3 protein-coding genes are annotated in these 26,622 nt (G+C 77.2%); all 3 read right to left on the bottom strand.

The annotated features are described in order from the left end of the window. Positions 1-3 precede the first annotated feature (3 nt). The gene (locus ACFY4B_RS09080; protein ID WP_387967003.1) at positions 4-5,427 is read right to left on the bottom strand and encodes a type I polyketide synthase; all 5,424 of its coding nucleotides are present in this window, start codon (positions 5,425-5,427) and stop codon (positions 4-6) included. 143 nt (positions 5,428-5,570) lie between these two features. Beyond that, on the bottom strand, positions 5,571-17,087 hold the full coding sequence (locus tag ACFY4B_RS09075) for an SDR family NAD(P)-dependent oxidoreductase (protein ID WP_387967002.1): 11,517 nt from the start codon (positions 17,085-17,087) through the stop codon (positions 5,571-5,573). A 29-nt stretch (positions 17,088-17,116) separates the two neighbouring features. Then, positions 17,117-26,560, bottom strand: coding sequence for a type I polyketide synthase (locus tag ACFY4B_RS09070; RefSeq protein WP_387967001.1), 9,444 nt, complete (start codon positions 26,558-26,560; stop codon positions 17,117-17,119). Between the last annotated feature and the right edge of the window lie 62 nt (positions 26,561-26,622).

Below are 26,622 nucleotides of genomic sequence, written 5' to 3'. Positions count from 1 at the left end.
TCCTCAGACGCCTGCGGGGTCCACCGAGGTGCCCAGCGCCAGTTCGACCAGGTCCGTGATGTCCATGCCGTCGATCTCGGCCGCCCGGGCCTCCTCTGCGGCCTGCTCCTCGGCGGTGCCGCCGTCGGTGCCGCCGTCGGCCTCCGCCTCGGGCAGCAGCAGCGCCCGCATCCGCTCGGCCAGCGCGCCGGCCGTCGGGTAGTCGAAGACCGCCGTCGCGGGCAGCCGCAGACCGGAGGCCTGGTAGAGCCGGTTGCGCAGCTCCACGGCCGTCACCGAGTCGAACCCGAGCTTGCTGAACGGGAGTTCGGGATCGACCTGCTCGGCCGAGGAGTGCCCGAGCACCCCGGCGATCTGCGCCCGGACCAGGTCGAGCGCGGCACGGCGGCGGTCGGCCCCGGAGAGCGCGGCCAGCCGTTCGGCCAGCCGGCCGCCGTCCTCCCCGGTACGGGACCGGGCGGCGCGCCGCGCGGCCGGCCGGACCAGCGCGCGCAGCAGGTGCGGCACCGGGGTCCGCCCGCGCAGCACCGCGAGGTCGAGCGCGGCCGGCACCACCAGCGGGGCGGGAACGGCCAGCGCCTCGTCGAACAGGGCGAGCCCGTCCCGCTCGGACAGCGGCACCGTGCCGCCCCGGCTCATCCGCTCCAGCTCGGCCTCGCCCAGGTGGCCGGTCATGCCGCTGGGCTGCGCCCACAGGCCCCAGGCCAGCGACTGCGCGGGCCGCCCGGCCGCCCGGCGGCGGGCCGCGAGCGAGTCCAGGTAGGCGTTGGCGGCGGCGTAGTTGCCCTGGCCGGGGCTGCTGAAGGTGGCGGCGGCGGAGGAGAACAGGACGAAGGCGGCCAGGTCCAGCTCCGCGGTCAGCTCGTCCAGGTGCGCGGCGGCATCGAGCTTGGGCCGCAGCACCCGGGCGAGGGCCTCGGGCGTCAGGGTCTCGACCACGGCGTCGTCGAGGACGCCGGCGGTGTGGATGACGGCGGTGAGGGGGTGGTCGGTGGGGATGTCGGCGAGCAGGGCTGAGAGTTGGTGGCGGTCGGCGGTGTCGCAGGCGGTGACGGTGACGGTGGCGCCGAGTTCGGTGAGTTCGGTGGTGAGGTCGTCTGCGCCGGGGGCGTCGGGTCCGCTGCGGCTGGTGAGCAGCAGGTGGCGGGCGCCGTGGTCGGTGACGAGGTGGCGGGCGAGCAGGGCGCCGAGGGTGCCGGTGCCGCCGGTGACCAGCACCGTCCCGGCCGGGTCGAGCGGACGGAGGTCGGCGGTCGGGGTGGCCCGGACCAGCCGGGGGGCGAACAACTCGCCCTCCCGGACGGCCAGTTGCGGCTCGCCGCAGGCCAGCGCGGCGGGCAGGGTGGCGGCCGCGTCGGCGGTGCCGTCGAGGTCGACCAGGACGAACCGGTCGGGGTGCTCCGCCTGCGCGGAGCGGAGCAGGCCCCAGAGCGGGGCGTGGACCAGGCCGGGCACCGGGTCGCCGGGGGCGGCGGCGACCGCGCCCCCGGTCAGCACGGCCAGCCGCGTCCCGGCGAACCGCTCGTCGGCGAGGAACTCCTGGAGCAGGCCGAGGACTTCACCGGTCACCCGGTGGGCGTCCGCCGGGGACCCGCCGTCGGCCGGCGGGGCGGGCAGGAGCATGACCTCCGGCCCGCAGGCGGCCCCGGCCAGGGAGTCCAGGCGGTCGAGTCCGGCCAGGCCGTCCAGCCGGAGCCCAGGGACGGCCCGGTCGTCGCCGAGCACCGCCCAGCGCTCGGCCCGCCCGCCGTCGCCCGGCGCGACCCGGGTCCACTCGACCCGGAAGAGCGCGTCCCGCTGCCCGCGCCGGGCGGCCCGCAGCTGACCGGCGGAGATCGTCCGGACGGCCAGCGAGGCCACCGAGGCGACGGGGGCGCCGGTCTCGTCGAACAGGGCCAGCGACACCGAGTCCGGCCCGGTGGGGGAGACCGTCACCCGCAGCGCCGTGGCGCCGGTGCCGTGCAGGCGGACGCCGCTCCAGGCGAACGGCAGGCCGTTGCCCTCGGCCGCGCCCTCCCGGCGGGCCAGCCCCGTGCCGTGCAGGGCGGCGTCCATCAGCGCGGGGTGCAGGCCGAAGCGGTCCGCGTCGGCGTGCGCCTGCTTCGGCAGCCGGACCTCGGTGTGCACCTGCTCGCCGAGCCGCCAGGCCCGGGTCAGGCCCCGGAACACCGGGCCGTAGCCGTAACCGGCCTGTTCCAGGCGGTCGTAGAAGCCGTCCAGGTCGACGGGGGCGGCACCGGCCGGCGGCCAGGGCCCGCTCTCGGCGGGGGCCTGGGCGTCGTCGGCGGCGAGCAGACCGCCCGCGTGCCGGGTCCACGGCTCGCCGTGCGGGGCGTCCTGGGGGCGGCCGTAGACGGCCACCGGCCGCAGGCCGGACTCGTCGGCCGCGCCGACCACGGCCTGCAGGACGACGGCGCCGCGCTCGGGGAGGATCAGCGGGACCTCGATGGCCAGGTCCTCGACCAGGCCGCAGCCGACCTCGTCACCGGCGCGGACGGCCAGCTCCACGAAGGCCGTACCGGGCAGCAGGACGGTGCCGGAGACGGCGTGGTCGGCCAGCCACGGGTGACTGCGCAGCGACAGCAGGCCGGTGAGCACCACCCCGTCGCCCTCGGCCAGCGGCAGGGCCGCGCCGAGCAGCGGGTGGTCGGTGGCGCCGAGACCGGCGGCGGTGACGTCCCCGGTGCCGGAGGAGGGCTCCAGCCAGTAGCGCTCGTGCTGGAAGGGGTAGGTGGGCAGGTCGACCGGGCGGGCGCCGGCCGAGCGGCCGGAGAGGTCCACCGCCACGCCGCGCACCCAGAGTTCGGCGGCGGAGGCCAGGAAGCGGGCGAGCCCGCCCTGGTCGCGGCGGAGCGTGCCGCAGGCGACGGTGGGGGCGGTCGCCTCGTCCAGGGTCTCCTGGAGTCCGGGGGTGAGGACGGGGTGGGGGCTGATCTCGACGAAGGTGGTGAAGCCCTCGGCGAGCAGGGCGCGGACGGCGGCCTCCAGCTGCACCGGGTGGCGGAGGTTGCGGTACCAGTACGCGGCGTCGAAGGCGGCGGTGTCGGTCCAGCGGCTGTCCAGGGTGGACCAGAACGGGACCTTCGGGGGCCGGGGGCGCAGGTCGGCCAGGGCGGTGAGCAGGTCGTCCTGGATCCGCTCGACGTGGGCGGAGTGGGAGGCGTAGTCGACGGGGACGCGGCGGGCGCGGATGCCGTCGGTGGTGAGGCGTTCGACGAGTTCGTCGAGGGCGTCGGCGTCTCCGGCGACGACGGTGGAGCTGGGGCCGTTGACGGCGGCGATCGAGATCCGGTCCTGCCAGGGGGTGAGGTCGATCTCCCCGGCGGGCTGGGCGATGGAGACCATGCCGCCGTTTCCGGCGATGGCGGTGATGGCCTGGGAGCGGAGGGCGACGGTGCGGGCGCCGTCCTGGAGGGTGAGGGCGCCGGCGACGGTGGCGGCGGCGATCTCGCCCTGGGAGTGGCCGATGACGGCGTCGGGCTGGACGCCGTGGGCCTGCCAGAGGGCGGCGAGGGAGACCATGACGGCCCACAGGGCGGGTTGGACGACGTCGACCCGGTCGTAGCCGGGTGCGCCGTCGGCGCCGCGGAGGACGTCGATGAGGTTCCAGTCGGTGAACTCGGCCAGCGCGTCGGCGCATTCGGTGATCCGTGCGGCGAACACCGGCTCGCTGTCGAGGAGTTCGACGGCCATGCCGGCCCACTGGGAGCCCTGCCCGGGAAACACGAACACCGTGCGCCCGGTGACGTCCGCCGTACCGGAGGCGAAGTCCCCGAGGGCGCCGTGGAGTTCGGCGGTGGTGGCGCCGACCACCGCCGCGCGGTGGACGAAGTCGGAGCGGGACGAGGCCAGCGAGGAGGCGAGGTCGGCGGGGACGAGCGCTGGGTCGGCGGCGAGCAGCTCGCGCAGCCGCGCGCCCTGGTCCCGGAGTGCGGCCGGGCTCTTGGCGGAGAACGCCAGCGGAACCGGGCCGGTCGGCGCGCTCGACGGCTCAGGAGCCTCGTCCGACGGGGCCTCGTCCGACGGGGCCTCGACCGGCGGGGCCTCGACCGGCGGGGCCTGCTCCAGTACGACGTGGGCGTTGGTGCCGCTGACGCCGAAGGAGGAGACGCCGGCCCGGCGCGGGCGGCCGGTCTCCGGCCAGGCGCGCGCCTCGGTGAGCAGGTCGACCGATCCGGCCGTCCAGTCCACGTGCGGGGTCGGCTGGTCCACGTGCAGGGTGCGGGGCAGCACGCCGTGCTGCATGGCCAGCACCGTCTTGATCACCCCGGCCACGCCCGCGGCGCACTGGGTGTGGCCGATGTTGGACTTCACCGAGCCGAGCAGCAGCGGGAGTTCGCGGTCCTGGCCGTAGGTGGCGAGTAGCGCCTGGGCCTCGATCGGGTCGCCGAGGGTGGTGCCGGTGCCGTGCGCCTCCACCACGTCGACCTCGGCCGCCGCCAGCCGGGCGTCGGCCAGCGCGTGCCGGATCACCCGCTGCTGGGAGGGGCCGTTGGGGGCGGTCAGGCCGTTGGAGGCACCGTCCTGGTTGACGGCGCTGCCGCGGATCACGCCGAGCACCCGGTGCCCGTTGCGGCGCGCGTCGGAGAGCCGCTCCAGCATCAGCATGCCGACGCCCTCGCTCCACGCGGTGCCGTCGGCGGCGCCCGCGAAGGCCTTGCAGCGGCCGTCCGGGGCCAGCCCCTTCTGCTGGCTGAACAGCACGAACATGCCGGGGTTGGACATCACCGTCACGCCGCCGGCCAGCGCGGTGGTGCACTCGCCCTGGCGCAGCGAGCGGGCGGCCCAGTGCAGCGCGACCAGCGAGGAGGAGCAGGCGGTGTCGACCGAGACCGCCGGGCCCTCCAGGCCGAAGTGGTAGGCGATCCGGCCGGAGGTGACGCTGGAGGTGGTGCCGGTGCCCAGGTACAGGTCCACGCCCTCCGGGATGTCCGAACCGGTGCCGTACAGCTGCGAGGTGGTGCCGACGAAGACGCCGGTCCGGCCGCCGGCCAGCGACTGCGGGTCGATGCCCGCGCGTTCCACGGCCTCCCAGGAGGTCTCCAGCAGCAGCCGCTGCTGCGGGTCCATCGCCAGCGCCTCGTTGGGGCTGATGCCGAAGAAGCCCGCGTCGAAGCCGGCCGCGCCGTCCAGGAAGCCGCCGTGGCGGGTGTAGCTGGTGCCGGCGGCGCCCGGGTCGGGGTCGTACACCGAGTCGAGGTCCCAGCCGCGGTCGGTCGGGAACTCGGAGATCGCGTCGGCCTCGTCGACCAGGAGCCGCCACAGCCCCTCGGGGCTGCGCACGCCGCCGGGGAAGCGGCAGGCCATGCCGATGATCGCGATCGGCTCGTGGCGCTCGTCCTCGAGCTCCTTGAGCCGCCGGTGGGCCTTACGGGTATCGGCCACCGCCCGCTTGAGGTACTCGCGAAGCTGGTCTTCGTTGGCCATCTCAGATCACTTTCCTGCGGCGGAGTGGTGGCTGCCGGGGCGTCCGGCTCCGGGGCGGGCGCGGCCGCGTCCGGGCGTGTCCGGGGGGCCGCCGGGCCGTGCCCCGGAAGGGGGCCGGCCCGGCGGCGCGGGGGGTTCCTGGATCAGTCCAGGGAGTCGACGAGGGCGAAGAGCTCGTCGTCGGAGGCGGCGTCGAGGTCGCTGTCGTCCCCGGCCAGGCCGGCCGCGGAGGCGGCCGGGCCGTCCAGGCGGTCGAGCAGGGCCCGCAGGCGCGGCGACAGGCCGTCGAGCGCGTGGCCGTCCGCCAGCCGCCGCTCCAGGGCGGCCTCCAGCCGGTCCAGCTCGGCGAGGACGGGCTCCTCCCGCGGTGCTCCCTCCCGGGGCAGCCGCCCGTCGAGGAAGCCGGCCAGTGCGGCCGGGGTCGGGTAGTCGAACACCAGGGTGGCCGGCAGCCGCAGCCCGGTCGCCTCGTGCAGCCGGCTGCGCAGCTCCACGGCGGTCAGCGAGTCGAAGCCGATCTCCTTGAACGCCCGGGTGGCCTGCACGGACTCCGCCGAGGCGTGTCCGAGCACGTCGGCCACCTGGGTGCGCACCAGGTCGAGCAGGGCCCGGGTCCGGTGCTCCCCGGTGAGGCCGGCGATCCGGCGGGCCGGGTCCTGGCCGGCGCCGGTCTCGGCGGCCCGCCGGCCGGTGGCGCGGACCAGGCCGCGCAGCATCGGCGGCACCTCCCCGCCCCGGAAGGCGGCCGGGTTCAGCCGGACCGCGACGGCCAGCGGGTCGGCGCCGGTCCGGGCGGCGTCGAACAGCTCCAGGCCCTGCTCCGCCTGGAGCGGCGCCATCCCGCCGCGGGCCAGCCGGCCGAGGTCGGCCCTGCCGAGCCCGCCCGCCATGCCGGCGTGCGCCGGGTCGTCGAGCTGCCACGGGCCCCAGGCGATCGCGGTGCCCGGCAGGCCGTCGGCGCGGCGGCTGCGGGCGAGCGCGTCCAGGAAGGTGTTGGCGGCGGCGTAGCCGGCCTGGCCGGCGGCGCCGAGCACCCCGGCGACGGAGGAGAACAGGACGAAGGCGTCCAGGTCCCGGCCGGCCGTCAGCTCGTGCAGGTTGACCGCGCCGTCCACCTTGGGGCGCAGGACGGTGGCGACCCGCTCGGGGGTGAGCGCGTCGAGCACGCCGTCGTCGAGCACCCCGGCGGTGTGCACCACGGCGGTGACGTCGTGCGCGGCGAGCAGCGCCGCCAGGGCCGTCCGGTCGGCCGCGTCGCAGGCGGCGAGGGTGACCTCGGCGCCGAGCGCGGTGAGTGCGGCGGTGAGCTCGTCCGCGCCCTCGGCCCGGGGGCCGCTGCGGCTGGTGAGCAGCAGGCGGCGGACGCCGTGCGCGGTGACCAGGTGGCGGGCGACCAGCCGGCCGAGCGCACCGGTGGCTCCGGTGACCAGGACCGTGCCGTCCGGGCGCAGGGCCGGGGCGGTGGCGTCGCCGGTCGCGTCGGCGTCGGCGCCGGCGCCGGCCCGGGCCAGCCGGGGCGCGGAGACCGTGCCCCGGCGGACGACCAGCTGGGGCTCGTCGGTGGCCAGCGCGGCGGGCAGGACGGCGGCGGAGGCCTCGTCCCCGTCCAGGTCGACCAGGACGAACCGGCCGGGGTGCTCGGCCTGGGCCGAGCGGACCAGGCCCCAGAGCGGGGCGTGTACGAGGTCCCGGAGGTCGGCCCCGGCCGCGTGCCGGGTGACGAACACCAGCCGGGAGTCGGCGAACCGCTGGTCGGCGAGCCACTCCTGGAGGAGGGTCAGCGCCCGGCCGGTGGCGGCGTGCACCCGCTCGGTGAGCGGGCCCTCGCCCCCGGCCGTCCAGGGCACCAGGACGGTGTGCGGGGCGGCCGCGTCGAAGGCGGCCAGGTCCGGCCGGCCCGGCAGGCCGAAGGCCGGCTCGCCGAGCACGGCCCAGTCGGCCGTGGCCGGGGCCGCCGGGAGCCGCAGCTCGGCCGGCTCGACCCGGTAGAGCGCGTCCCGGCCGCCCGTACCGGCCCCGGTGATCGCCTCCGGCGAGACCGGACGCATCACCAGGGACTCCACCGAGGCGACCGGCGCACCGGTGGCGTCGGCGATGGCGAAGGCCACCCCGCCGGTGCGGGCCGGGGTGAGCCGGGCCCGGACGGCGGCGGCGCCGGAGGCGTACAGCTCGACGCCCGTCCAGGCGAAGGGCAGCCGGCCGTGCGGGGCCTCGTCGGTGGAGATCCGCTCCAGCAGGGTGGAGGCGGCCATCGCCTGGAGCACCGCGTCGAACATGCCGGGGTGGATGCCGAACCGGGCGGCCGCCGTACGGCCCTCCTCGGGCAGCGCGACCTCGGCGAAGACCTCGTCCCCGCGCCGCCAGAGCGCCGTCAGGCCGGCGAACAGCGGCCCGTAGGCGAAGCCGGTCTCGGTGGCCCGCCGGTAGAAGCCGGTCAGGTCGACCTGCTCCGCGCCGGCCGGCGGCCAGGCCCGGAGGTCGAAGTCCGGGGCGCCGGCGCCGGTGCCGAGCACGGCGTCGGCGTGGTGGGTCCACTCGCCCTCGGGGGCGTCCTCCGGCCGCGAGTGCACGGCCAGCGGGCGCCGGCCCGCGGCGTCGGCCGGGCCGACCCGCAGCTGGAGCAGCACGCTGCCGGTGCGTGGCAGGACCAGCGGCGCGAGGTGGGTGATCTCCTCGACCCGGTCGCAGCCCACCTGCTCGGCGGCGTGCAGGGCCAGCTCGGCGTAGGCGACGCCGGGGACGACGGTGCGGCCCATCACCCCGTGCTCGGCGATCCACGGGTGGGTCCGCTCGGAGAGCGAACCGGTGAACAGGAAGCCCGTGCCGTCGGCCAGTTCGGCCATCGCGCCGAGCATCGGGTGCTCCGGCGAGCCGAGTCCGGCCCCGGCCAGGCCGACCGGGCCCCCGTCGTCCTCCAGCCAGTACCGCTCGCGCTGGAAGGCGTAGGTGGGCAGCTCGGTCCGGCGGGCGCCGGGCAGCAGCCGCGACCAGTCGACCGCGGCGCCGCGCAGCCGCAGCGCGGCCAGCGCCTCGACCAGGGACTGCTCCTCGGGCCGGTCCCGGCGCTGGGCGGCGATCAGCGCGAACCCGGAGCCGGGCAGGCTCTCCCGGCCGGCCGCGGTGAGCACCGCGTCCGGGCCCAGCTCCAGGAAGGTGGTGACGCCCCGCTCGGCGAGCGCGAGCAGCGTGTCGTGGAAGCGGACGGCCTCGCGGACGTGCCGCACCCAGTACTCGGGGTCGGTGGCCTCGGCCGGCAGCGGGATCCGCGGCTGGTGGTAGGTCAGCGACTCGGCGACGGCGCGGAACTCCGCCAGCATCGGGTCCATCAGCGGGGAGTGGAAGGCGTGGCTGACCCGCAGCCGCCGGGTGCTGCGCCCGCGCTCGGCGAGCGCGGCGGCGACGGCCAGCACCGGCTCCTCCGGTCCGGCGATCACCACGGCCTCGGGGCCGTTGACCGCGGCCAGCGAGACCTGCCCGGTGAGCAGCGGCCGGACCTCCTCCTCGGTGGCGCGGACCGCCACCATCGCACCGCCGGCGGGCAGTTGCTCCATCAGTCGGCCGCGGGCGGCGACCAGCGCGGCCGCGTCGGCCAGCGACAGCACCCCGGCGACGTGGGCCGCGGCCAGTTCGCCGACCGAGTGGCCGGTGACGAAGTCCGGCCGCGCGCCGAAGGATTCGACCAGGCGGTAGAGGGCGACCTCGACGGCGAACAGGGCGGGCTGGGTCCAGCCGGTCCGGTCGAGCAGCTCGCCCTGCTGGAACACCACCTCGCGCAGCGGCCGCTCCAGGTGCCGGTCCAGCTCGGCGCAGACGGCGTCGAAGGCGTCCGCGAACTCCGGGTAGGTGTCGTACAACTCCCGGCCCATGCCGGGGCGTTGGGCGCCCTGGCCGGTGAAGAGGAAGGCCGTCCTCCCGGTCGCGGCGGTGCCGCGCGGCCCGCGGCCGGCGGCCAGGGCCGCCAGGCCGTCCAGCAGGCCCTCGCGGTCCCGGGCGACCACCGCGCCGCGGTGCGGCAGCGCCGCCCGGGCGGCGGTCAGCGAGTGGGCGAGGTCCGGCAGGACGGCCTCCGGGCGCTCGGCCAGGAAGGCGGCCAGCCGCTCGGCCTGGGCGGAAAGCGCCTGCTCGGAGCGGGCCGAGAGGAGGAACGGCAGGGCGTCGTGCCCGGTCGGCGCGGCCGGCGGGGGCTGCTCCTCGGGGGCCTGCTCGACGATGACGTGGGCGTTGGTGCCGCTGATCCCGAAGGAGGAGACGCCGGCCCGGCGCGGGCGGCCGGTCTCCGGCCACTCCCGCTCCTCGGTGAGCAGCTCGACCGATCCGGCCGTCCAGTCGACGTGCGGGGTGGGCTCGTCCACGTGCAGGGTCCGGGGCAGCACCCCGTGGCGCATCGCCAGCACCATCTTGATGATGCCGCCGACCCCGGCCGCGGCCTGGGAGTGGCCGATGTTGGACTTCAACGAGCCCAGCTGGAGCGGCAGTTCGCGGTCCTGGCCGTAGGTGGCGAGCAGGGCGTTGGCCTCGATCGGGTCGCCGAGCCGGGTGCCGGTGCCGTGCGCCTCCACGGCGTCGACCTCGGCCGGAGCCAGGCCGGCGGCGGCCAGCGCCTCGCGGATCACCCGCTCCTGGGCCGGGCCGTTGGGCGCGGTGAGCCCGTTGGAGGCGCCGTCCTGGTTGATCGCGGTGGCCCGGACGACCGCCAGCACCGGGTGCCCGTTGCGGCGGGCGTCCGACAGGCGCTCGACCAGCAGCACGCCCACGCCCTCGGCGAAGCCCGTACCGTCGGCGGAGGCGGCGAAGGCCTTGCAGCGGCCGTCCGCCGACATGCCGCCCTGGCGGTCGAACTCGGCGAACAGGCCGGGCGTCGACATCACGGCCACACCGCCGGCCAGCGCCAGGTCGCACTCGCCGCGGCGCAGCGCGGCCGCCGCCAGGTGCAGCGCCACCAGCGAGGAGGAGCAGGCGGTGTCCACGGTGATCGCCGGGCCTTCGAGCCCGAAGGTGTACGCCACCCGGCCGGAGATCACGCTGGCCGCGCTGCCGTTGCCCAGGTAGCCCTCGACCTCGCCGGGGACGCGGCGCAGCCGCGAGGCGTAGTCCTGGCCGCTGGTGCCGGTGAACACGCCGACCCGGGTGCCGTGCACCGAGGCCGGGTCGATGCCCGCCCGCTCGAAGGCCTCCCAGGAGGTCTCCAGCAGCAGCCGCTGCTGCGGGTCCATGGCGAGCGCCTCGCGCGGGCTGATCCCGAAGAAGGCCGCGTCGAACTCGGCCGCGTCGTGCAGGAACCCGCCCTGGCCGCCGGGCTCCCAGCCGCGGTCGGCGGGGAAGCCGGTCAGGGCGTCGCCGCCGGCCCGCAGCAGCCGCCACAGGTCCTCGGGCGAGCCGACCCCGCCGGGGTAGCGGCAGCCCATCGCGACGATCGCGATGGTGTCCTGGTCGCCGTCCCGGGCCGTCGCGCCGGTGGCCGCGGCCGGTCCCGCGGTCGCCGGTGCCTGCTCGTCGAGCAGCCGGGCGCGCAGGTGGCGGCCGAGCGCGGTCGGGCTCGGGTGGTCGAAGACCAGGGTGGCGGGCAGGCGCAGCCCGGTCGCGGTGCCGAGCCGGTTGCGCAGTTCCACCGCCGTCAGCGAGTCGAAGCCGAGGTCCTTGAACGCGCGGTCCGCGTCGATGGCCTCCGCCGAGCCGTGCCCGAGCACCGAGGCCGCGTGGCCGCGGACCAGGTCCAGCAGCAGCTCCGTACGGTCCGCCTCGGGGAGGGCGGCCAGCCTGCGGGTCAGCGCCGAGCCGCTCGGCCCGGACACCGCCTCGGCCTTGCGCCGGGCCGGGGCCCGGAGCAGGCCGCGCAGCAGCGCCGGGACGGGGCCCCGGCCGCGCCGGGCGGACAGGTCGAGGTCGGCGGGCAGCAGCAGCGGCTCGTCCAGCAGGGCGGCCGCGTCGTACAGGGCCATGCCGAGCTCCGAGCCGAGCGGGGTCATGCCGCCCTCGCTCATCCGCTCGACGTCCCGGGCGTCCAGGTGCCCGGTCATGCTGCTGCGCTGCTCCCACAGGCCCCAGGCGAGCGCGGAGCCGGCCAGGCCGCGGGCCCGGCGGTGCTGGGCGAGGGCGTCCAGGAAGGTGTTGGCGGCGGCGTAGCCGCCCTGGCCCGCGCCGCCGAGCACACCGGCGGCGGAGGAGAACAGGACGAAGCAGGCCAGGTCCCGGTCGAGCGTCAGCTCGTGCAGGTTGAGCGCGCCGTCGACCTTGGGCCGCAGCACCGCGTCGATCCGCTCCGGGGTGAGCGAGCCGATCACGCCGTCGTCGAGCACCCCGGCGGTGTGCACCACGCCGGTGAGCGGGTGCGCGGCGGGGATGTCCGCGAGGACGGCGGCGAGCCGGTCGCGGTCGGCGGCGTCGCAGGCGGCGACGGTCACGGTGGCGCCGAGGGCGCGGAGTTCGGCGGTGAGTCCGGCCGCGCCGGGGGCGTCGGCGCCGGTCCGGCTGGTGAGCAGCAGGTGGCGGACGCCGTGCTCGGTGACCAGGTGGCGGGCGAGCAGGGAGCCGAGGGTGCCGGTGCCGCCGGTGATCAGCAGGGTGCCGTCCGGGTCGGGGGCGGGCGGCACGGTCAGCACGACCTTGCCGGTGTGCCGGGCCTGGCTGACGTACCGGAAGGCGTCGACCGAGCGGCGGACGTCCCAGGTGGTGATCGGCAGCGGCCGCAGCACGCCGGCCTCGAACAGGTCGACCAGCTCGGCGAGCATCGCGGCGATCCGCTCCGGGCCGGCCTCGAACAGCTCGAAGGCGCGGTAGGCGACGCCGGGGTGCCGGGCGGCGACCTCCTCGGCGTCCCGGATGTCGGTCTTGCCCATCTCGACGAACCGGCCGCCGCGGGGCAGCAGGCCGAGCGAGGTGTCGACGAACTCGCCGGCCAGCGCGTTGAGCACGACGTCCACGCCGCGGCCGCCGGTGGCCGCCAGGAACTCGCGGCCGAAGTCCAGCGTGCGGGAGCCGGCCAGGTGGGCGTCGTCCAGGCCGAGCGGCCGCAGCGCGTCCCACTTGCCCTGGCTGGCGGTGCCGTACACCTCGGCGCCCAGGTGGCGGGCGAGCTGGACGGCGGCCATGCCCACGCCGCCGGCGGCGGCGTGCACCAGGACGGACTCGCCGGGGCGCAGCCCGGCCAGGTCCTTCAGCGCGTAGTAGGCGGTGAGGAAGACGATCGGGGTGGACGCGGCCTCGGTGAAGTCCCAGCCCCGGGGGATCCGGACCAGCAGCCGGTGGTCGGTGACGGCGGTGGTGCCGAAGGAGCCGGCGAACATGCCCATCACCCGGTCGCCGGGGGCGAGTGCGGTGACGTCCCCGGCGACCTCCAGGACGACGCCGGCGCCCTCGTTGCCGAGCAGGCCGGCCTGGCCGGGGTACATGCCGAGCGCGTTGAGCACGTCGCGGAAGTTGAGGCCGCCGGCCCGCAGGGCGACCCGGACGTGGCCGGGGGCGAGCGGCTCCAGGGTGTCCGGACAGGCGGTCAGGACGAGGTTGTCCAGGGTGCCGCGGCCGGTGGTGTCCAGCCGCCAGGGCTCGCCGGCGGGCGGGGTGAGCGCGCCGGAGGTGGCCGCGCGGGCCAGCCGGGCGGCCAGCACCGTCCCCTCGCGCAGGGCGAGTTGGGGCTCTCCGGTGGCGAGGGCGGCGGGCAGCGCGGCGGCCGAGGCGGCGGTGCCGTCCAGGTCGACCAGGACGATCCGGTCCGGGTTCTCGGACTGCGCGGAGCGGACCAGGCCCCAGAGCGGGGCGCAGGCCAGGGCGGTGACGGCCTCGCCGGGGTGGGCGGCGACCGCGCCGCTGGTGGCCAGGACCAGCCGGGACCCCGCGAAGCGGTCCTCGGCCAGCCAGGTCTGGAGCAGCTCCAGCACCCGGTGGGTGACGGCGCGGGCCTGCTCGGCGGTGCCGCCGTCGGCCGGCGCGTCGACCGGCACCAGGACGGTGGCCGGCACCTCGGCGGGCAGCGCGTCCAGGCCGTCGGTCCGGTACGGCTCGACGGTGTCCTCGGGCAGCGGGACGGCGGTCCAGTCGATCCGGAACAGCGAGTCGGGGGTGGCGGGCCGGGCGGCCGTGCCGACGGTGCCGATCGGGCGCAGCACGAAGGAGTCGGCGGTGGCCACCGGGGCGCCGGACCGGTCGGCGACCAGCAGCGAGAGGCTGTCCCGGCCGGTGCGGCTGAGCCGCACGCGCAGCTCGGCCGCGCCGGAGGCGTGCAGGGTCACCCCGCTCCAGGCGAACGGCAGCAGGTTCAGGCCCTCGCCGTCGTCCACGGCGCAGCCCAGCGCGTGCAGGGCGGCGTCCAGCAGCGCCGGGTGCAGCCCGAAGCGCTCGGCCCGGGAGCGCTGCTCCTCGGGCAGCCGGACCTCGGCGTAGATGTCGTCGCCGTCCAGCCAGGCGGCCCGCAGACCGCGGAAGGCCGGGCCGTAGCCGAGACCGCCCGCGGCCAGCCGCTCGTAGTAGCCGTCCAGGTCGACGGCGGTGGCGCCGGCCGGGGGCCAGGCCGTCAGGTCCTCGGCGGCGGCCGGTGCGGCGGCCTGGGCGAGCCAGCCGCTGGCGTGCCGGACCCAGGGCGCGTCCAGCGGCGTGTCCTCCCGGAGGGAGTGGACGGTGACCTCGCGCCGGCCGCTCTCGTCGGCCGGGCCGACCCGCACCTGGAGGGCGATCCCGCCGGTCTCCGGGAGCACCAGCGGGCTCTCCAGGGCGAGTTCGTCGACCCGGTCGCAGCCGGCCTGGTCGCCCGCGTGGACGAGCAGGTCGAGGAAGGCGGTGCCCGGCAGCAGGACCGAGCCGAGCACGGCGTGGTCGGCGAGCCAGGGGTGGGTGCGCAGCGAGAGCCGGCCGGTGAGCAGCAGGCCGTCGTCGTCGGCGAGGGTGAGCGAGGCGCCGAGCAGCGGGTGGTCGGCGGAGCCGAGGCCGAGGTCGACGGCGTCCCCGTTGGAGGCGGTGGCCTCCAGCCAGTACCGCTCGTGCTGGAAGGGGTAGGTGGGCAGGTCGGTCCGCCGCGCGCCGGGGAAGACGGCCGGCCAGTCGACCGCACGCCCCCGGACGTGCAGGGCGGCGAGCGCCGAACGGAACCGGGCGGGGCCGCCGTGGTCGCGGCGCAGGGTGCCGGCCGCGACGGCGGTGGCCTCGGCGGCGTCCAGGGTGTCCTGCACGGCGGAGGCGAGCACCGGGTGCGGGCTGACCTCGACGAAGAAGGCGTGGCCGTCGGCGGCGAGGGCGCGGACGGCCTCCTCCAGCCGGACGGTCCGGCGCAGGTTGCGGTACCAGTACGCGGCGTCCAGCCGGACGGTGTCCAGCCAGGCGTCGTCCACGGTCGAGTAGAACGGCACCTCGGAGGTCCGGGGGGCGACGGGGGCGAGCAGGGTGAGCAGCTCGTCCTGGATCCGCTCGACGTGGGCGGAGTGCGAGGCGTAGTCGACGGGGACGCGGCGGGCGTGGACGCCCCGGGCGTCGAGGGCGGCCTGGAGCTCGTCCAGGGCGTCGGCGTCCCCGGCCACGACCGTGGACGAGGGGCCGTTGACGGCGGCGACGGAGATCCGGTCCTGCCAGGGGGTGAGGTCGATCTCCCCGGCGGGCTGGGCGACGGAGACCATGCCGCCGTTTCCGGCGATGGCGGTGATGGCCTGGGAGCGCAGGGCGACGACCCGGGCGCCGTCCCGGAGGGAGAGCGCGCCGGCGACGGTGGCGGCGGCGATCTCGCCCTGGGAGTGGCCGATGACGGCGTCGGGCTGGACGCCGTACGCCTGCCAGAGGGTGGCGAGGGAGACCATGACGGCCCAGAGGGCGGGCTGGACGACGTCCACCCGGTCGTATCCGGGGGCGCCCTCGGCGCCGCGCAGGACGTCGATCAGCTTCCAGTCGGTGAACTCGGCGAGGGCGTCGGCGCATTCGGTGATCCGCGCGGCGAACACCGGCTCGGTGTCGAGGAGTTCGACGGCCATCCCGGCCCACTGCGAGCCCTGGCCGGGGAAGACGAAGACGGTCTTGCCGGTCACGTCGGCCGTGCCGGAGACCAGTCGGGCGGGCTCCTCGCCGGACGCGAACGCCTCCAGGGCGGCGGCCAGTTCGGCGCCGTCCGCGGCGACCACGGCCGCGCGGTGGGCGAACTGTGTGCGGGAGACGGCGAGGGAGAGGCCGAGGTCGGCCGAGGCTGCCTCGGTGTCCAGGTGGTCGCGCAGGCGGCGGGCCTGGTCGCGCAGCGCCTGGTCGGTCTTGGCGGAGAGGAGGAACGGCAGGGCGCCGTGCCCGGTCGGTGCGGCCGGCGGGGGCTGCTCCTCGGGGGCCTGTTCGAGGATGACGTGGGCGTTGGTGCCGCTGACGCCGAAGGAGGAGACACCGGCCCGGCGCGGGCGGCCGGTCTCCGGCCACTCCCGGGCCTCGGTGAGCAGCTCCACCGCGCCCGCCGACCAGTCCACCTGCGAGGACGGCGCGTCCACGTGCAGGGTCCGCGGCAGCAGACCGTGCCGCATGGCCAGCACCATCTTCATCACGCCGGCCACGCCGGCGGCGGCCTGGGTGTGGCCGATGTTGGACTTCACCGAGCCGAGCAGCAGCGGCCGTTCGCGGTCCTGCCCGTAGGTGGCGAGCAGCGCCTGGGCCTCGATCGGGTCGCCGAGCCGGGTGCCGGTGCCGTGCGCCTCGACGGCGTCCACGTCGGTGGTGGAGAGCCGGGCGTTCTCCAGGGCCTGGCGGACGACCCGCTGCTGGGAGGGGCCGTTGGGGGCGGTCAGACCGCTGGACGCGCCGTCCTGGTTGACGGCGCTGCCGCGGACCACCGCGAGCACCGGGTGCCCGTTGCGGCGGGCGTCGGAGAGCCGCTCCAGCAGCAGCATGCCGGCGCCCTCGCCCCAGCCGGTGCCGTCCGCGGCCTCGGCGAACGCCTTGCAGCGCCCGTCCGAGGCGAGCCCGCGCTGCTTGGAGAACTCCACGAAGGACAGCGGGGTCGACATCACCGTGACCCCGCCCGCCAGGGCGAGCGAGCACTCGCCCTGGCGGAGCGCCTGGACGGCGAGGTGGAGGGAGACCAGCGAGGCGGAGCAGGCGGTGTCCACGGTGACCGCCGGGCCCTCGAGACCGAAGGTGTAGGAGATGCGGCCGGAGACCACGCTGGCGCCGATGCCGGTCGCCAGGTACCCCTCGGCCGCCTCCGGCGCCCTGGTCACCAGCGCCGCGTAGTCCTGCCCGTTGGTGCCGGCGAAGACGCCGGTCCGGCTGCCGCGCAGCGACCGCGGGTCGATGCCGGCCCGCTCGAAGGCCTCCCAGGAGGTCTCCAGCAGCAGCCGCTGCTGCGGGTCCATGACCAGCGCCTCGCGCGGGCTGATCCCGAAGAACCCCGCGTCGAACCGCGAGGCCCCGTACAGGAAAGCGCCCTCGCGGACGTACGAGGCGCCGGTGCCGTCGGCGTTGCCGCCGAGCAGCCGGTCGGTGTCCCAGCCGCGGTCGGCGGGGAACCCGCCGACCGCGTCACGGCCGTCGGCGAGCAGCCGCCACAGCTCCTCGGGTGTCCCGACGTCGCCGGGGAAGCGGCAGCTCATCGCGACGATCGCGATCGGCTCGTGCTCCGCGGCCTCCAGCTCGCGGACCCGCTGACGCGTCCGCCGCAGGTCTGCGGTCACCTTCTTGAGGTAATCGACGACCTTGTCATCCGTCGGCATTGCACACCTTCCAGGCAGCGGTTGTCCGCTCAGAGGCCGAATTCCGCATCTATCAGGGAGAGCACCTCATCCACCGATGCGGCTTGCAGTTCGAGGTCCGCCTCGACAGTGGCAGCCGCACCCGGGGCCGGGACACCCCTGACCGCCACCCCTGCACCCCTGAACTCGCGCCACTTGGCCAGCAGGGTCTCCAGCCTGACGGTGACCCGGCGGCCGTCCTCGTCGTCCAGCCCGGCGTCCGTGAGCGCCGCCTCCAGCGCGTCCAGCCCGGCGAACACGTCCGGTTCCCCGGCGGTGTCCTCCACCGGGGCCAGCCGGCCCGCCAGCAGGGCGGCCAGCGCCACCGGGTCCGGGTGGTCGAAGAGCAGCGTGGCGGGCAGCGGGAGGCCGGTGGCGCCGCCGAGGCGGTTGCGCAGCTCGACCGCCGTCAGCGAGTCGAACCCCAGCTCCAGGAACCCCTTCCGGGGCTCCACCGCCTCCGGCCCGCGGTGCCCGAGCACCTCCGCGGTGAGCCGGCGGACCAGCTCCAGCAGGACGCGTTCGCGCTCCGCCGCGGAGACGCCGGCCAGCCTGGCCGCCAGCGCGTTCCCGTCCTCGGCCGCGGCGGCCGGGCCGTCCCGGTCCGGGGCCAGCGCCCGGACGGCCGGGAGCTCGGCGAGCAGCCGGCTGGGCCTGGCCGCGACGAACCCCGGCGCGAACCGGGACCAGTCCACGTCCACCACGGCGACCGCGGTGTCGCCCTGGGCCAGCGCGGTGTCCAGGGCGGCCAGCCCCGACTCCGGCGCCAGCGGGGTCACCCCGGTGCGCCGGGCGCGCTCCAGCACCTCGCCCCCGGCGGCCATGCCGCCCTCGTCCCACGGCCCCCAGGCCACCGCGGTGGCGGGCAGGCCGAGGGCCGCGCGCCGCTCGGCCAGGGCGTCCAGGTAGGCGTTGGCGGCGGCGTAGTTGGCCTGCCCGGGGGCGCCGAGCGTGCCGCTGAAGGAGGAGAACAGCACGAAGGCCGCCGGCTCCAGGTCCAGGGTCAGCTCGTGCAGGTGGCGGGCCGAGGCGGCCTTGGCCCGCAGGACGGTCGCCAGCCGCTCCGGGGTCAGCGCGTCGATCACGCCGTCGTCGAGCACCCCGGCGGCGTGCACCACCGCGGTGAGCGGGTGCTCGGCCGGGATGTCCGCGAGGAGCGCGGCGAGCCGGTCGCGGTCGGCGGCGTCGCAGGCCGTGACGGTCACGGTGGCGTCGAGGGCGCGGAGTTCGGCGGTCAGGTCGGCCGCGCCCGGGGCGCCGGGCCCGCTGCGGCTGGTGAGCAGCAGGTGGCGGACGCCGTGCTCGGCGACCAGGTGGCGGGCCAGCCGGGCGCCGAGCGCGCCGGTGCCGCCGGTGATCAGCACCGTGCCCTCCGGGTCCCACCCGGGCGCGTCGCCGCGCCGGGCCGACGGCGCGGGCAGCAGCCGCCGCCCGTACAGGCCGTCGGGCCGCACCGCGACCTGGTCCTCGCCGGACGCGCCCGTCAGCAGCGCGGCCAGCCGGTCCCCGGCCGGGCCGTCGAACTCCTCCGGCAGGTCCACCAGGCCGCCCCAGCGGTCGGGGTGCTCCAGCGCGGCGGCCCGTCCCAGGCCCCACAGCGCGGCCTGCGCCGGGCTCGCGACCTGCCCGCCGACCGTCACGCCGGCCCGGGTCGCGCACCAGAGCGGGGCGTCCGGGGCGAGGTCGCCGAGGGCCTGGAGCAGCGCCACGGCGCCGGAGGTGACGGTGTGCTCGTCGGCGCCGTCCGCGAGGGCCAGCAGCGAGAGCACCCCGGTCGGGGCCGTGCCGTCCAGGGCCTGCCGGAGCGGGCCCGCCAGGGTGCTCCGGTCGAGGCCGTCCGGGCCGACCGTCACCCGCAGCAGGTCCGCGCCGTGCCGTTCCAGTGCCGCCAGGGCGCCCTCGACGGCCGCCGGGGCGCCCCCGGCGGGCAGCACGGCCAGCCAGGTGCCCATCGGGCGGTCGGCCCGCGGCTCCGGGAGCCGCTGCCAGCCCGCCCGGTAGCGCCAGGAGTCGAGCCGGGAGCCGTCCCGCTTGCGGTGGCGCCAGGAGGACAGCGCGGGCAGCACCTCGCCCAGCGAGCGCTGCTCCTCCTCGGCCAGCCGGAGGCTCGCGCCGAGCGCGGCCAGGTCCTGCTGCTCGACGGCCGCCCAGAAGGCGGTGTCCACCGGGTCGGCCGCCGGGGCGGGGCCGTCCAGCCAGAACCGCTCGCGCTGGAAGGCGTAGGTGGGCAGCTCCACACGGCGGGACGCGGCGGCTCCGGCCGCGGCGAAGAAGGCCGGCCAGTCCACCTCCGCGCCGAGCGTGTGCAGCGCGCCGACCGCCCGGACCAGGGCCGCGGCCTCCGGCCGGTCCCGGCGCAGCGCGGGCAGCAGGGCGAAGCCGCCCTCGGGCGCCGCCACGGCCAGGCAGTCCTGGCCCATCGCGGTCAGCACGCCGTCCGGGCCCAGCTCCAGGTACCGGCTCACCCCGTCGGCGGCCAGCCGCCGGAACACGTCGTCGAAGCGGACGGCGGCACGGATCTGGCCGACCCAGTACTCCGCCGTGCACAGCTCCTCGGCGGCCACCGGGCGGCCGGTGCCGGAGACCACCGGGATCCGCGGCTCGTGGTACGTCAGCGCCGCCGCGACCTCGCGGAACTCCGCCAGCATCGGGTCCATCAGCGGGGAGTGGAAGGCGTGGCTGACCCGCAGCCGCCGGGTGCGGTGCCCGGCGTCGGCGAGCTGCCCGGCGATCCGCAGGACGGCCTCCTCCGGGCCCGCCAGCACGGTGGCGCGCGGGCCGTTGACGGCGGCCACGGCCACCTCGCCGCCGAGCAGCGGCAGCACCTCGGCCTCGGCGGCCGCCACGGCCACCATCGCGCCGCCGGCGGGCAGTCGCTCCATCAGCCGGCCTCGGGCGGCGACCAGCGTGGCGGCGTCGGCCAGCGACAGCACCCCGGCCGCGTGCGCGGCGGCCAGCTCGCCGACGGAGTGCCCGGCCAGGAAGTCGGGCCGCACGCCCCAGGACTCGACCAGGCGGTAGAGGGCGACCTCGACGGCGAACAGCGCCGGCTGGGTCCAGCCCGTACGGTCCAGGAGTTCGCCGCCCTCGGCGATCACCTCGCGCAGCGGGCGCTCCAGGTGGCGGTCCAGCGCGGCGCAGACCTCGTCGAACGCCGCCGCGAACACCGGGTACGCCGCGTACAACTCGCTGCCCATGCCCACGCGTTGGGCGCCCTGGCCGGTGAAGAGGAAGGCCGTGCGGCCGGGGGAGGCCGTGCCGCGCACCAGCTCGGGCGCCGCTTCGCCGGCCGCGAGCGCCTCCAGTCCGGCCCGCAGGCCGTCCGGGTCGGCGGCCACCAGGGCCGCGCGGTGGGCGAACTGTGTGCGGGAGACGGCGAGGGAGAGGCCGAGGTCGGCCGAGGCGGCCTCGGTGTCCAGGTGGTCGCGCAGGCGGCGGGCCTGGTCGCGCAGGGCCTGGTCGGTCTTGGCGGAGAGGAGGAAGGGGAGCGCGCCCGGTGCGGGAGCCTCCTCAGCCGACTCCTCGGCGGGCTGCTCCTCGGGGGCGTGTTCGAGGATGACGTGGGCGTTGGTGCCGCTGACGCCGAAGGAGGAGACGCCGGCCCGGCGCGGGCGGCCGGTCTCCGGCCAGTCCCGGGCCTCGGTGAGCAGCTCCACCGCGCCCGCCGTCCAGTCCACCTGCGAGGACGGCGCGTCCACGTGCAGGGTGCGCGGGACGGTGCCCCGGCGCATCGCCTCGACCATCTTGATCACGCCGCCGACCCCGGCCGCGGCCTGGGTGTGGCCGATGTTGGACTTCAACGAGCCCAGCAGCAGCGGCCGTTCACGGTCCTGGCCGTAGGTGGCCAGCAGTGCCTGCGCCTCGATCGGGTCGCCCAGCTTCGTGCCCGTGCCGTGCGCCTCCACCACGTCGACCTCGGTGGCGGCCAGCCCGGCCCGGTCGAGGGCCTGGCGGATCACCCGCTCCTGGGAGGGGCCGTTGGGGGCTGTCAGCCCGTTGGAGGCGCCGTCCTGGTTGACGGCGCTGCCGCGCAGCACCGCCAGCACCGGGTGGCCGTTGCGCCGGGCGTCGGAGAGCCGCTCCAGCAGCAGCATGCCGACGCCCTCGCCCCAGCCGGTGCCGTCCGCCGCCTCGGCGAACGCCTTGCAGCGCCCGTCCGGCGCCAGCCCGCGCTGGCGGCTGAACTCGATGAACGAACCCGGCGTCGACATCACCGCGACGCCGCCGGCCAGGGCCAGCGAGCACTCGCCGGAGCGCAGCGCCTGGCCCGCCAGGTGCAGCGCCACCAGCGAGGAGGAGCAGGCCGTGTCCACGGACACCGCCGGGCCCTCCAGGCCGAGGGTGTAGGCGATCCGGCCGGAGGCGACGCTGGCCGAACTGCCGTTGCCCAGGTAGCCCTCCACCTCCTCCGGGACGGTGCTGAAGCGGGCCGCGTAGTCGTGGTACGAGATGCCGGTGAAGACGCCCGTCCGGCTGCCCCGCGCCGACACCGGGTCCACGCCCGCGTGCTCGAAGGCCTCCCAGGAGGTCTCCAGCAGCAGCCGCTGCTGCGGGTCCGTCGCCAGCGCCTCGCGCGGGTTGATCCCGAAGAACGCCGCGTCGAACCCGGCCGCGTCGTACAGGAAGCCGCCCTCGGAGGCGTAGCAGGTGCCGGGCTGCTCGGGGTCGTCGCTGAACAGCGCGGCGGTGTCCCAGCCGCGGTCCTGCGGGAAGCCGCCGACGGCGTCCCGGCCCTGGGCGACCAGCTGCCACAGCTCCTCGGGCGAGCCGACCCCGCCGGGGTAGCGGCAGCTCATCCCGATGATCGCGATCGGCTCCCCGGCGTCCACCGGGCCGGCGGTGGGGGCGGCCGCCGAGCCGTCCTCGCCGAGCAGTTCGCCGAGCAGCCGGGCGGCCACCGCTTCCGGGGTCGGGTGGTCGAACAGCAGGGTGCTCGGCAGCCGCACCCCGGTCGACCGGGCGAGCCGGTCGCGCAGCTCCACCGCCGTCAGCGAGTCGAAGCCCTGCTCCTGGAACGGGCGGACCACCTCGATCCCGTCGGCCGTGGGGTGGCCCAGGACCTCCGCCGCCAGGCCGCTCACCAGCTCCACCAGGGAACGGGAGCGCTCGGCGACCGGCAGGCCCGCGAGGGCGGAGCGCAGCGCCGAGGCGGTGTCGTCGGCGGGCGCGGGCCGCTCCTCGGCGCGCTCCAGCTCCCGCACCTCGGCCAGCGCGCCCAGCAGCGGGCTCGGCCGGACGGCGGTGAAACCGGGGTGGAAGCGCGACCAGTCGACCTCGGTGACGGTCACGGCCGTGTCGTCCAGGTCCAGCGCCTGCCGCAGGGCCGCGACCGCGAGGTCCGGCGCCAGCGCGCCGAGGCCCATCCGCCGCAGCGGCCCCTCCTGACCGGCCGACATGCCCTCCCCGGCCCACGGGCCCCAGGCCACCGAGGTGGCCGTCAGGCCGCGCGCCCGGCGCTGCTCGGCCAGCGCGTCCAGGAACGCGTTCGCCGCGCCGTACGCGGCCTGGCCGCCGCCGCCCCAGACCCCGGCGACGGAGGACATCAGCACGAAGGCGTCCAGCTCCTGCCCGTCCAGCAGCTCGTCCAGGTGCGCCGCTCCGGTCACCTTGGCGGCGCCGGACGCGGCCAGCGCGTCCGCGTCGAGCTCGCGCAGCGGCCCCATCGCCCCCGAGCCGGCCGCGTGCACCACGGCGCTCAGCGGGCCGAGCCCGTCCAGCAGCCCGGCCAGCGCCGCGCGGTCCGCGACGTCGCAGGCCGCCACCGTGACCCGGGCGCCCAGCGCCGACAGCTCGGCCTCCAGCGCGGCGGCCCCGGCGGCCGCACCGCCCCGACGGCCGGTCAGCACCACGTGCTCCGCGCCGTTCGCGGCCAGCCAGCGCCCGATCCGGGCCCCCAGCGCGCCGGTACCGCCGGTCACCAGCACGGTGCCGCGCGGCCGCCACTCGCGGCCCGCCGCGCCACCGGCCGCCCGGACCAGGCGGCGCGCGTACAGCCCGTCCGCCCGGACGGCGGCCTGGTCCTCGCCGGACCCGCCCGCCAGCACCGCGGCCAGCCGGTCGGCCGCCTTGCCGTCCACCGTCTCCGGCAGATCGACCAGGCCGCCCCAGCGCACCGGGCACTCCAGCGCCGCCACCCGGCCCAGGCCCCACAGCTGCGCCTGCGCGGGGCCGACCCGGTCGCCCGTCCCGGCCGCCACCGCGCCCCGGGTCGCGCACCACAGCGGCGCGTCCAGCCCGGCCTCGTCCAGGGCGTTCAGCAGCAGCACGGTGTCGGGCAGCGCGGCCGGCACCCCGGGCCGCGCCTCCCGCTCGTCCAGGGCCAGCAGGGAGAGCACGCCGTCCGGCTGCCGCTCCTTGGCGGCGGCCAGCAACCGGGCGGCCAGCCCGGCACGGTCCTCGCCCTCGGCCGCCGCGACGGTCAGCACCCGCGCGCCGCGGGCCCGCAGCGCGGACAGCGCGCCGCCGGTGCCCTCCTCCGTCCAGCCGGCCGGCAGGACGGCCAGCCAGTCGCCGGAGAGCCCGGGCGGGGCGGCCGGGTCGGCGAGCCGCTGCCACTCGACCCGGTAGCGCCAGGAGTCCAGCAGCGAACGGTCCTGGCGCTCGCGCCGCCAGGAGGAGAGCGCGGGCAGCAGGTCGCCCAGCGAGCGCTGCTCCTCCTCGGCCAGCCGGAGGCTCGAACCGAGGGCGGCCAGGTCCTGCTGCTCGACGGCGGCCCAGAAGGAGGCGTCCGCCGGGTCGGCGGCGCCCGCGACGGGCGCGGCGTCCAGCCAGAAGCGGCGGCGCTGGAAGGCGTAGGTGGGCAGGTCGACCCGGCGCGCGCCGGAACCGGCGAAGAACGCCGCCCAGTCGGCCCGCACCCCGCGCCCGTGCAGCGCCGCCATGGTGGACACGGCGGTCCGCACCTCGGCCCGGTCGCGCCGCAGCACCGGCACGAAGGCCTCGTCGGCGTCGTCGCCATGGTCCCGGCCCATGGCGGTGAGCACGGCGTCGGGGCCGAGCTCCAGGAAGGTGGTGACGCCCTTCGCCCGGAGCGTCTCCACGGCGTCGTGGAAGCGGACGGTGTGGCGGGCGTGGCGGATCCAGTAGTCGGGGTCGGTGAGCTGGTCGGTGGTGGCGGGTTCGCCGGTGAGGGTGGAGACGATCGGGATGGCGGGGGCGTGGTAGGTCAGCTCGGTGAGGACGTCGCGGAACTCGTCGAGCATCGGTTCCATGAGCGGGGAGTGGAAGGCGTGGCTGACGCGCAGTTCGCGGGCCTTGTCGAACTGTGCGGCGACGGCCCGGACTTCGGTGGCGTCACCGGCGATGACCAGGGAGCGGGGGCCGTTGACGGCGGCGATCGAGACCCGCTCGGTGAGCAGGGGCAGGACCTCGTCCTCGCCGGCCCGGAGCGCCACCATGGTGCCGCCGGTGGGGAGGTGCTCCATCAGACGGGCGCGGGCGGTGATGAGGCGGGCGGCGTCCGGGAGGGAGAGCACCCCGGCCACGTGGAAGGCCGCGACCTCGCCGATCGAGTGCCCGGCCAGGAAGTGCGGCCGGACGCCCCAGGATTCGACCAGGCGGTAGAGGGCGACCTCGACGGCGAACAGGGCGGGCTGGGTCCAGCCCGTACGGTCCAGGAGCTCGCCGCCCTCGGCGATCACCTCGCGCAGCGGGCGCTCCAGGTGCCGGTCCAGCGCGGCGCAGACCTCGTCGAACGCCGCCGCGAACACCGGGAACGCCGCGTACAACTCGCTTCCCATCGCGGTGCGTTGGGCGCCCTGGCCGGTGAACAGGAACGCGGTCTTGCCGGTCGTCGTCGCGGTGATCCCGTCGCCCTCGGCCACCGCGGCCAGTCCGGCGGCGAGTTCGGCGCGGTCCGCGGCGACCACGGCGGCCCGGTGGGCGAACTGCGCACGGCCGGTGGCCAGCGAGTAGGCCAGGTCGGTGAGGTCCAGCCCGGGGTCCGCGTCCAGCAGGGCGCGCAGCCGGGCGGCCTGCTCCCGCAGCGCGGGGACGGTCTTCGCCGACAGCAGGTGCGGGGCGGGCGCGGGCGCCGTCCCGGCCGGCGCCTCGGCCTCCGGGTCGGCCGGGGCCTCCGGCGCCTGCTCGACGATGACGTGGGCGTTGGTGCCGCTGACGCCGAAGGAGGAGACCCCGGCCCGGCGCGGGCGGCCGGTGTCCGGCCAGTCCCGGGCCTCGGTGACCAGCTCGACCGACCCGGCCGTCCAGTCCACCTCGGGCGTCGGCTCGTCCACGTGCAGGGTGCGCGGGACGGTGCCCCGGCGCATCGCCTCGACCATCTTGATGATGCCGCCGACCCCGGCGGCGGCCTGGGTGTGGCCGATGTTGGACTTCAACGAGCCCAGCAGCAGCGGCCGTTCGCGGTCCTGGCCGTAGGCGGCCAGCAGCGCCTGGGCCTCGATCGGGTCGCCGAGGGTGGTGCCGGTGCCGTGCGCCTCCACCACGTCCACCTCGTCGGCCGCCAGCCCGGCGCTCTCCAGCGCCTGCCGGATCACCCGCTGCTGGGCGGGACCGTTCGGCGCGGTCAGCCCGCTGCTCGCACCGTCCTGGTTGATGCCCGAGCCGCGGACCAGCGCCAGCACCGGGTGCCCGTTGCGCCGGGCGTCGGAGAGCCGCTCCAGCAGCAGCATGCCGACGCCCTCGCCCCAGGCCGTGCCGTCCGCGGCGGCGGCGAAGGACTTGCAGCGGCCGTCCGGCGCCAGCCCGCGCTGGCGGCTGAACTCCACGAACCCGGCCGGGGTCGAGAGCACCGTGACGCCGCCGGCCAGGGCCAGCGAGCACTCGCCCGAACGCAGGGCCTGGCTCGCCAGGTGCAGCGCCACCAGCGAGGAGGAGCAGGCGGTGTCCACGGTGACGGCCGGGCCCTCCAGGCCCAGCGCGTACGCCACCCGGCCGGAGGCCACGCTGCCGGCGCTGCCGTTGCCCAGGTAGCCCTCCACTTCCTCGGGAACGGACTGGAAGCGGGCCGCGTAGTCGGCGGTGGCGATACCGGCGAACACCCCGACCCGGCTGCCGCGCACCGAGGTCGGCGCGATCCCGGCCCGCTCGAAGGCCTCCCAGGAGGTCTCCAGCAGCAGCCGCTGCTGCGGGTCCATGGCCAGCGCCTCGCGCGGGCTGATCCCGAAGAACGCCGGGTCGAACTCGTCGGCCCGGTGCAGGAAGCCGCCCTCGCGGACGTAGCTGGTGCCCGGCGTCTGCGGGTCGGGGTCGTACAGCGCCTCGACGTCCCAGCCCCGGTTGACCGGGAAGCCGGAGATCGCGTCCACACCCCCGTCGACCAGCTGCCAGAGCTCCTCGGGCGAGGTCACCTCGCCCGGGTAGCGGCAGGCCATGCCGACGATCGCGATCGGCTCGCGGCCGGCGTCCACCAGCTGCCGGTTCTCCCGGCGCAGCCGCTGGATCTCCTTGAGGGAATCCCGGAGTGCCGCGACGACTTCCTGGGGTGCTGCGTTCATCACAAATCTCCGTACATCAAGCTCAGGTCGGGGCTAGGGGGGCGGTGATCCGCGCCGGGTAC

It is taken from the genome of Kitasatospora sp. NPDC001261 (assembly GCF_042896795.1).
Lineage (GTDB): Bacteria > Actinomycetota > Actinomycetes > Streptomycetales > Streptomycetaceae > Kitasatospora.
Note: the sequence above shows the minus strand (reverse complement) of the source record. Positions and strands in the feature narration are given on the sequence as shown.

Excerpts from the sequence above, each read along its gene's own strand:
- ACFY4B_RS09075 (WP_387967002.1), bottom strand. The coding sequence starts at position 17,087 with ATGCCGACGGATGACAAGGTCGTCGATTACCTCAAGAAGGTGACCGCA.
- ACFY4B_RS09070 (WP_387967001.1), bottom strand. The coding sequence starts at position 26,560 with ATGAACGCAGCACCCCAGGAAGTCGTCGCGGCACTCCGGGATTCCCTC.
- ACFY4B_RS09080 (WP_387967003.1), bottom strand. The coding sequence starts at position 5,427 with ATGGCCAACGAAGACCAGCTTCGCGAGTACCTCAAGCGGGCGGTGGCC.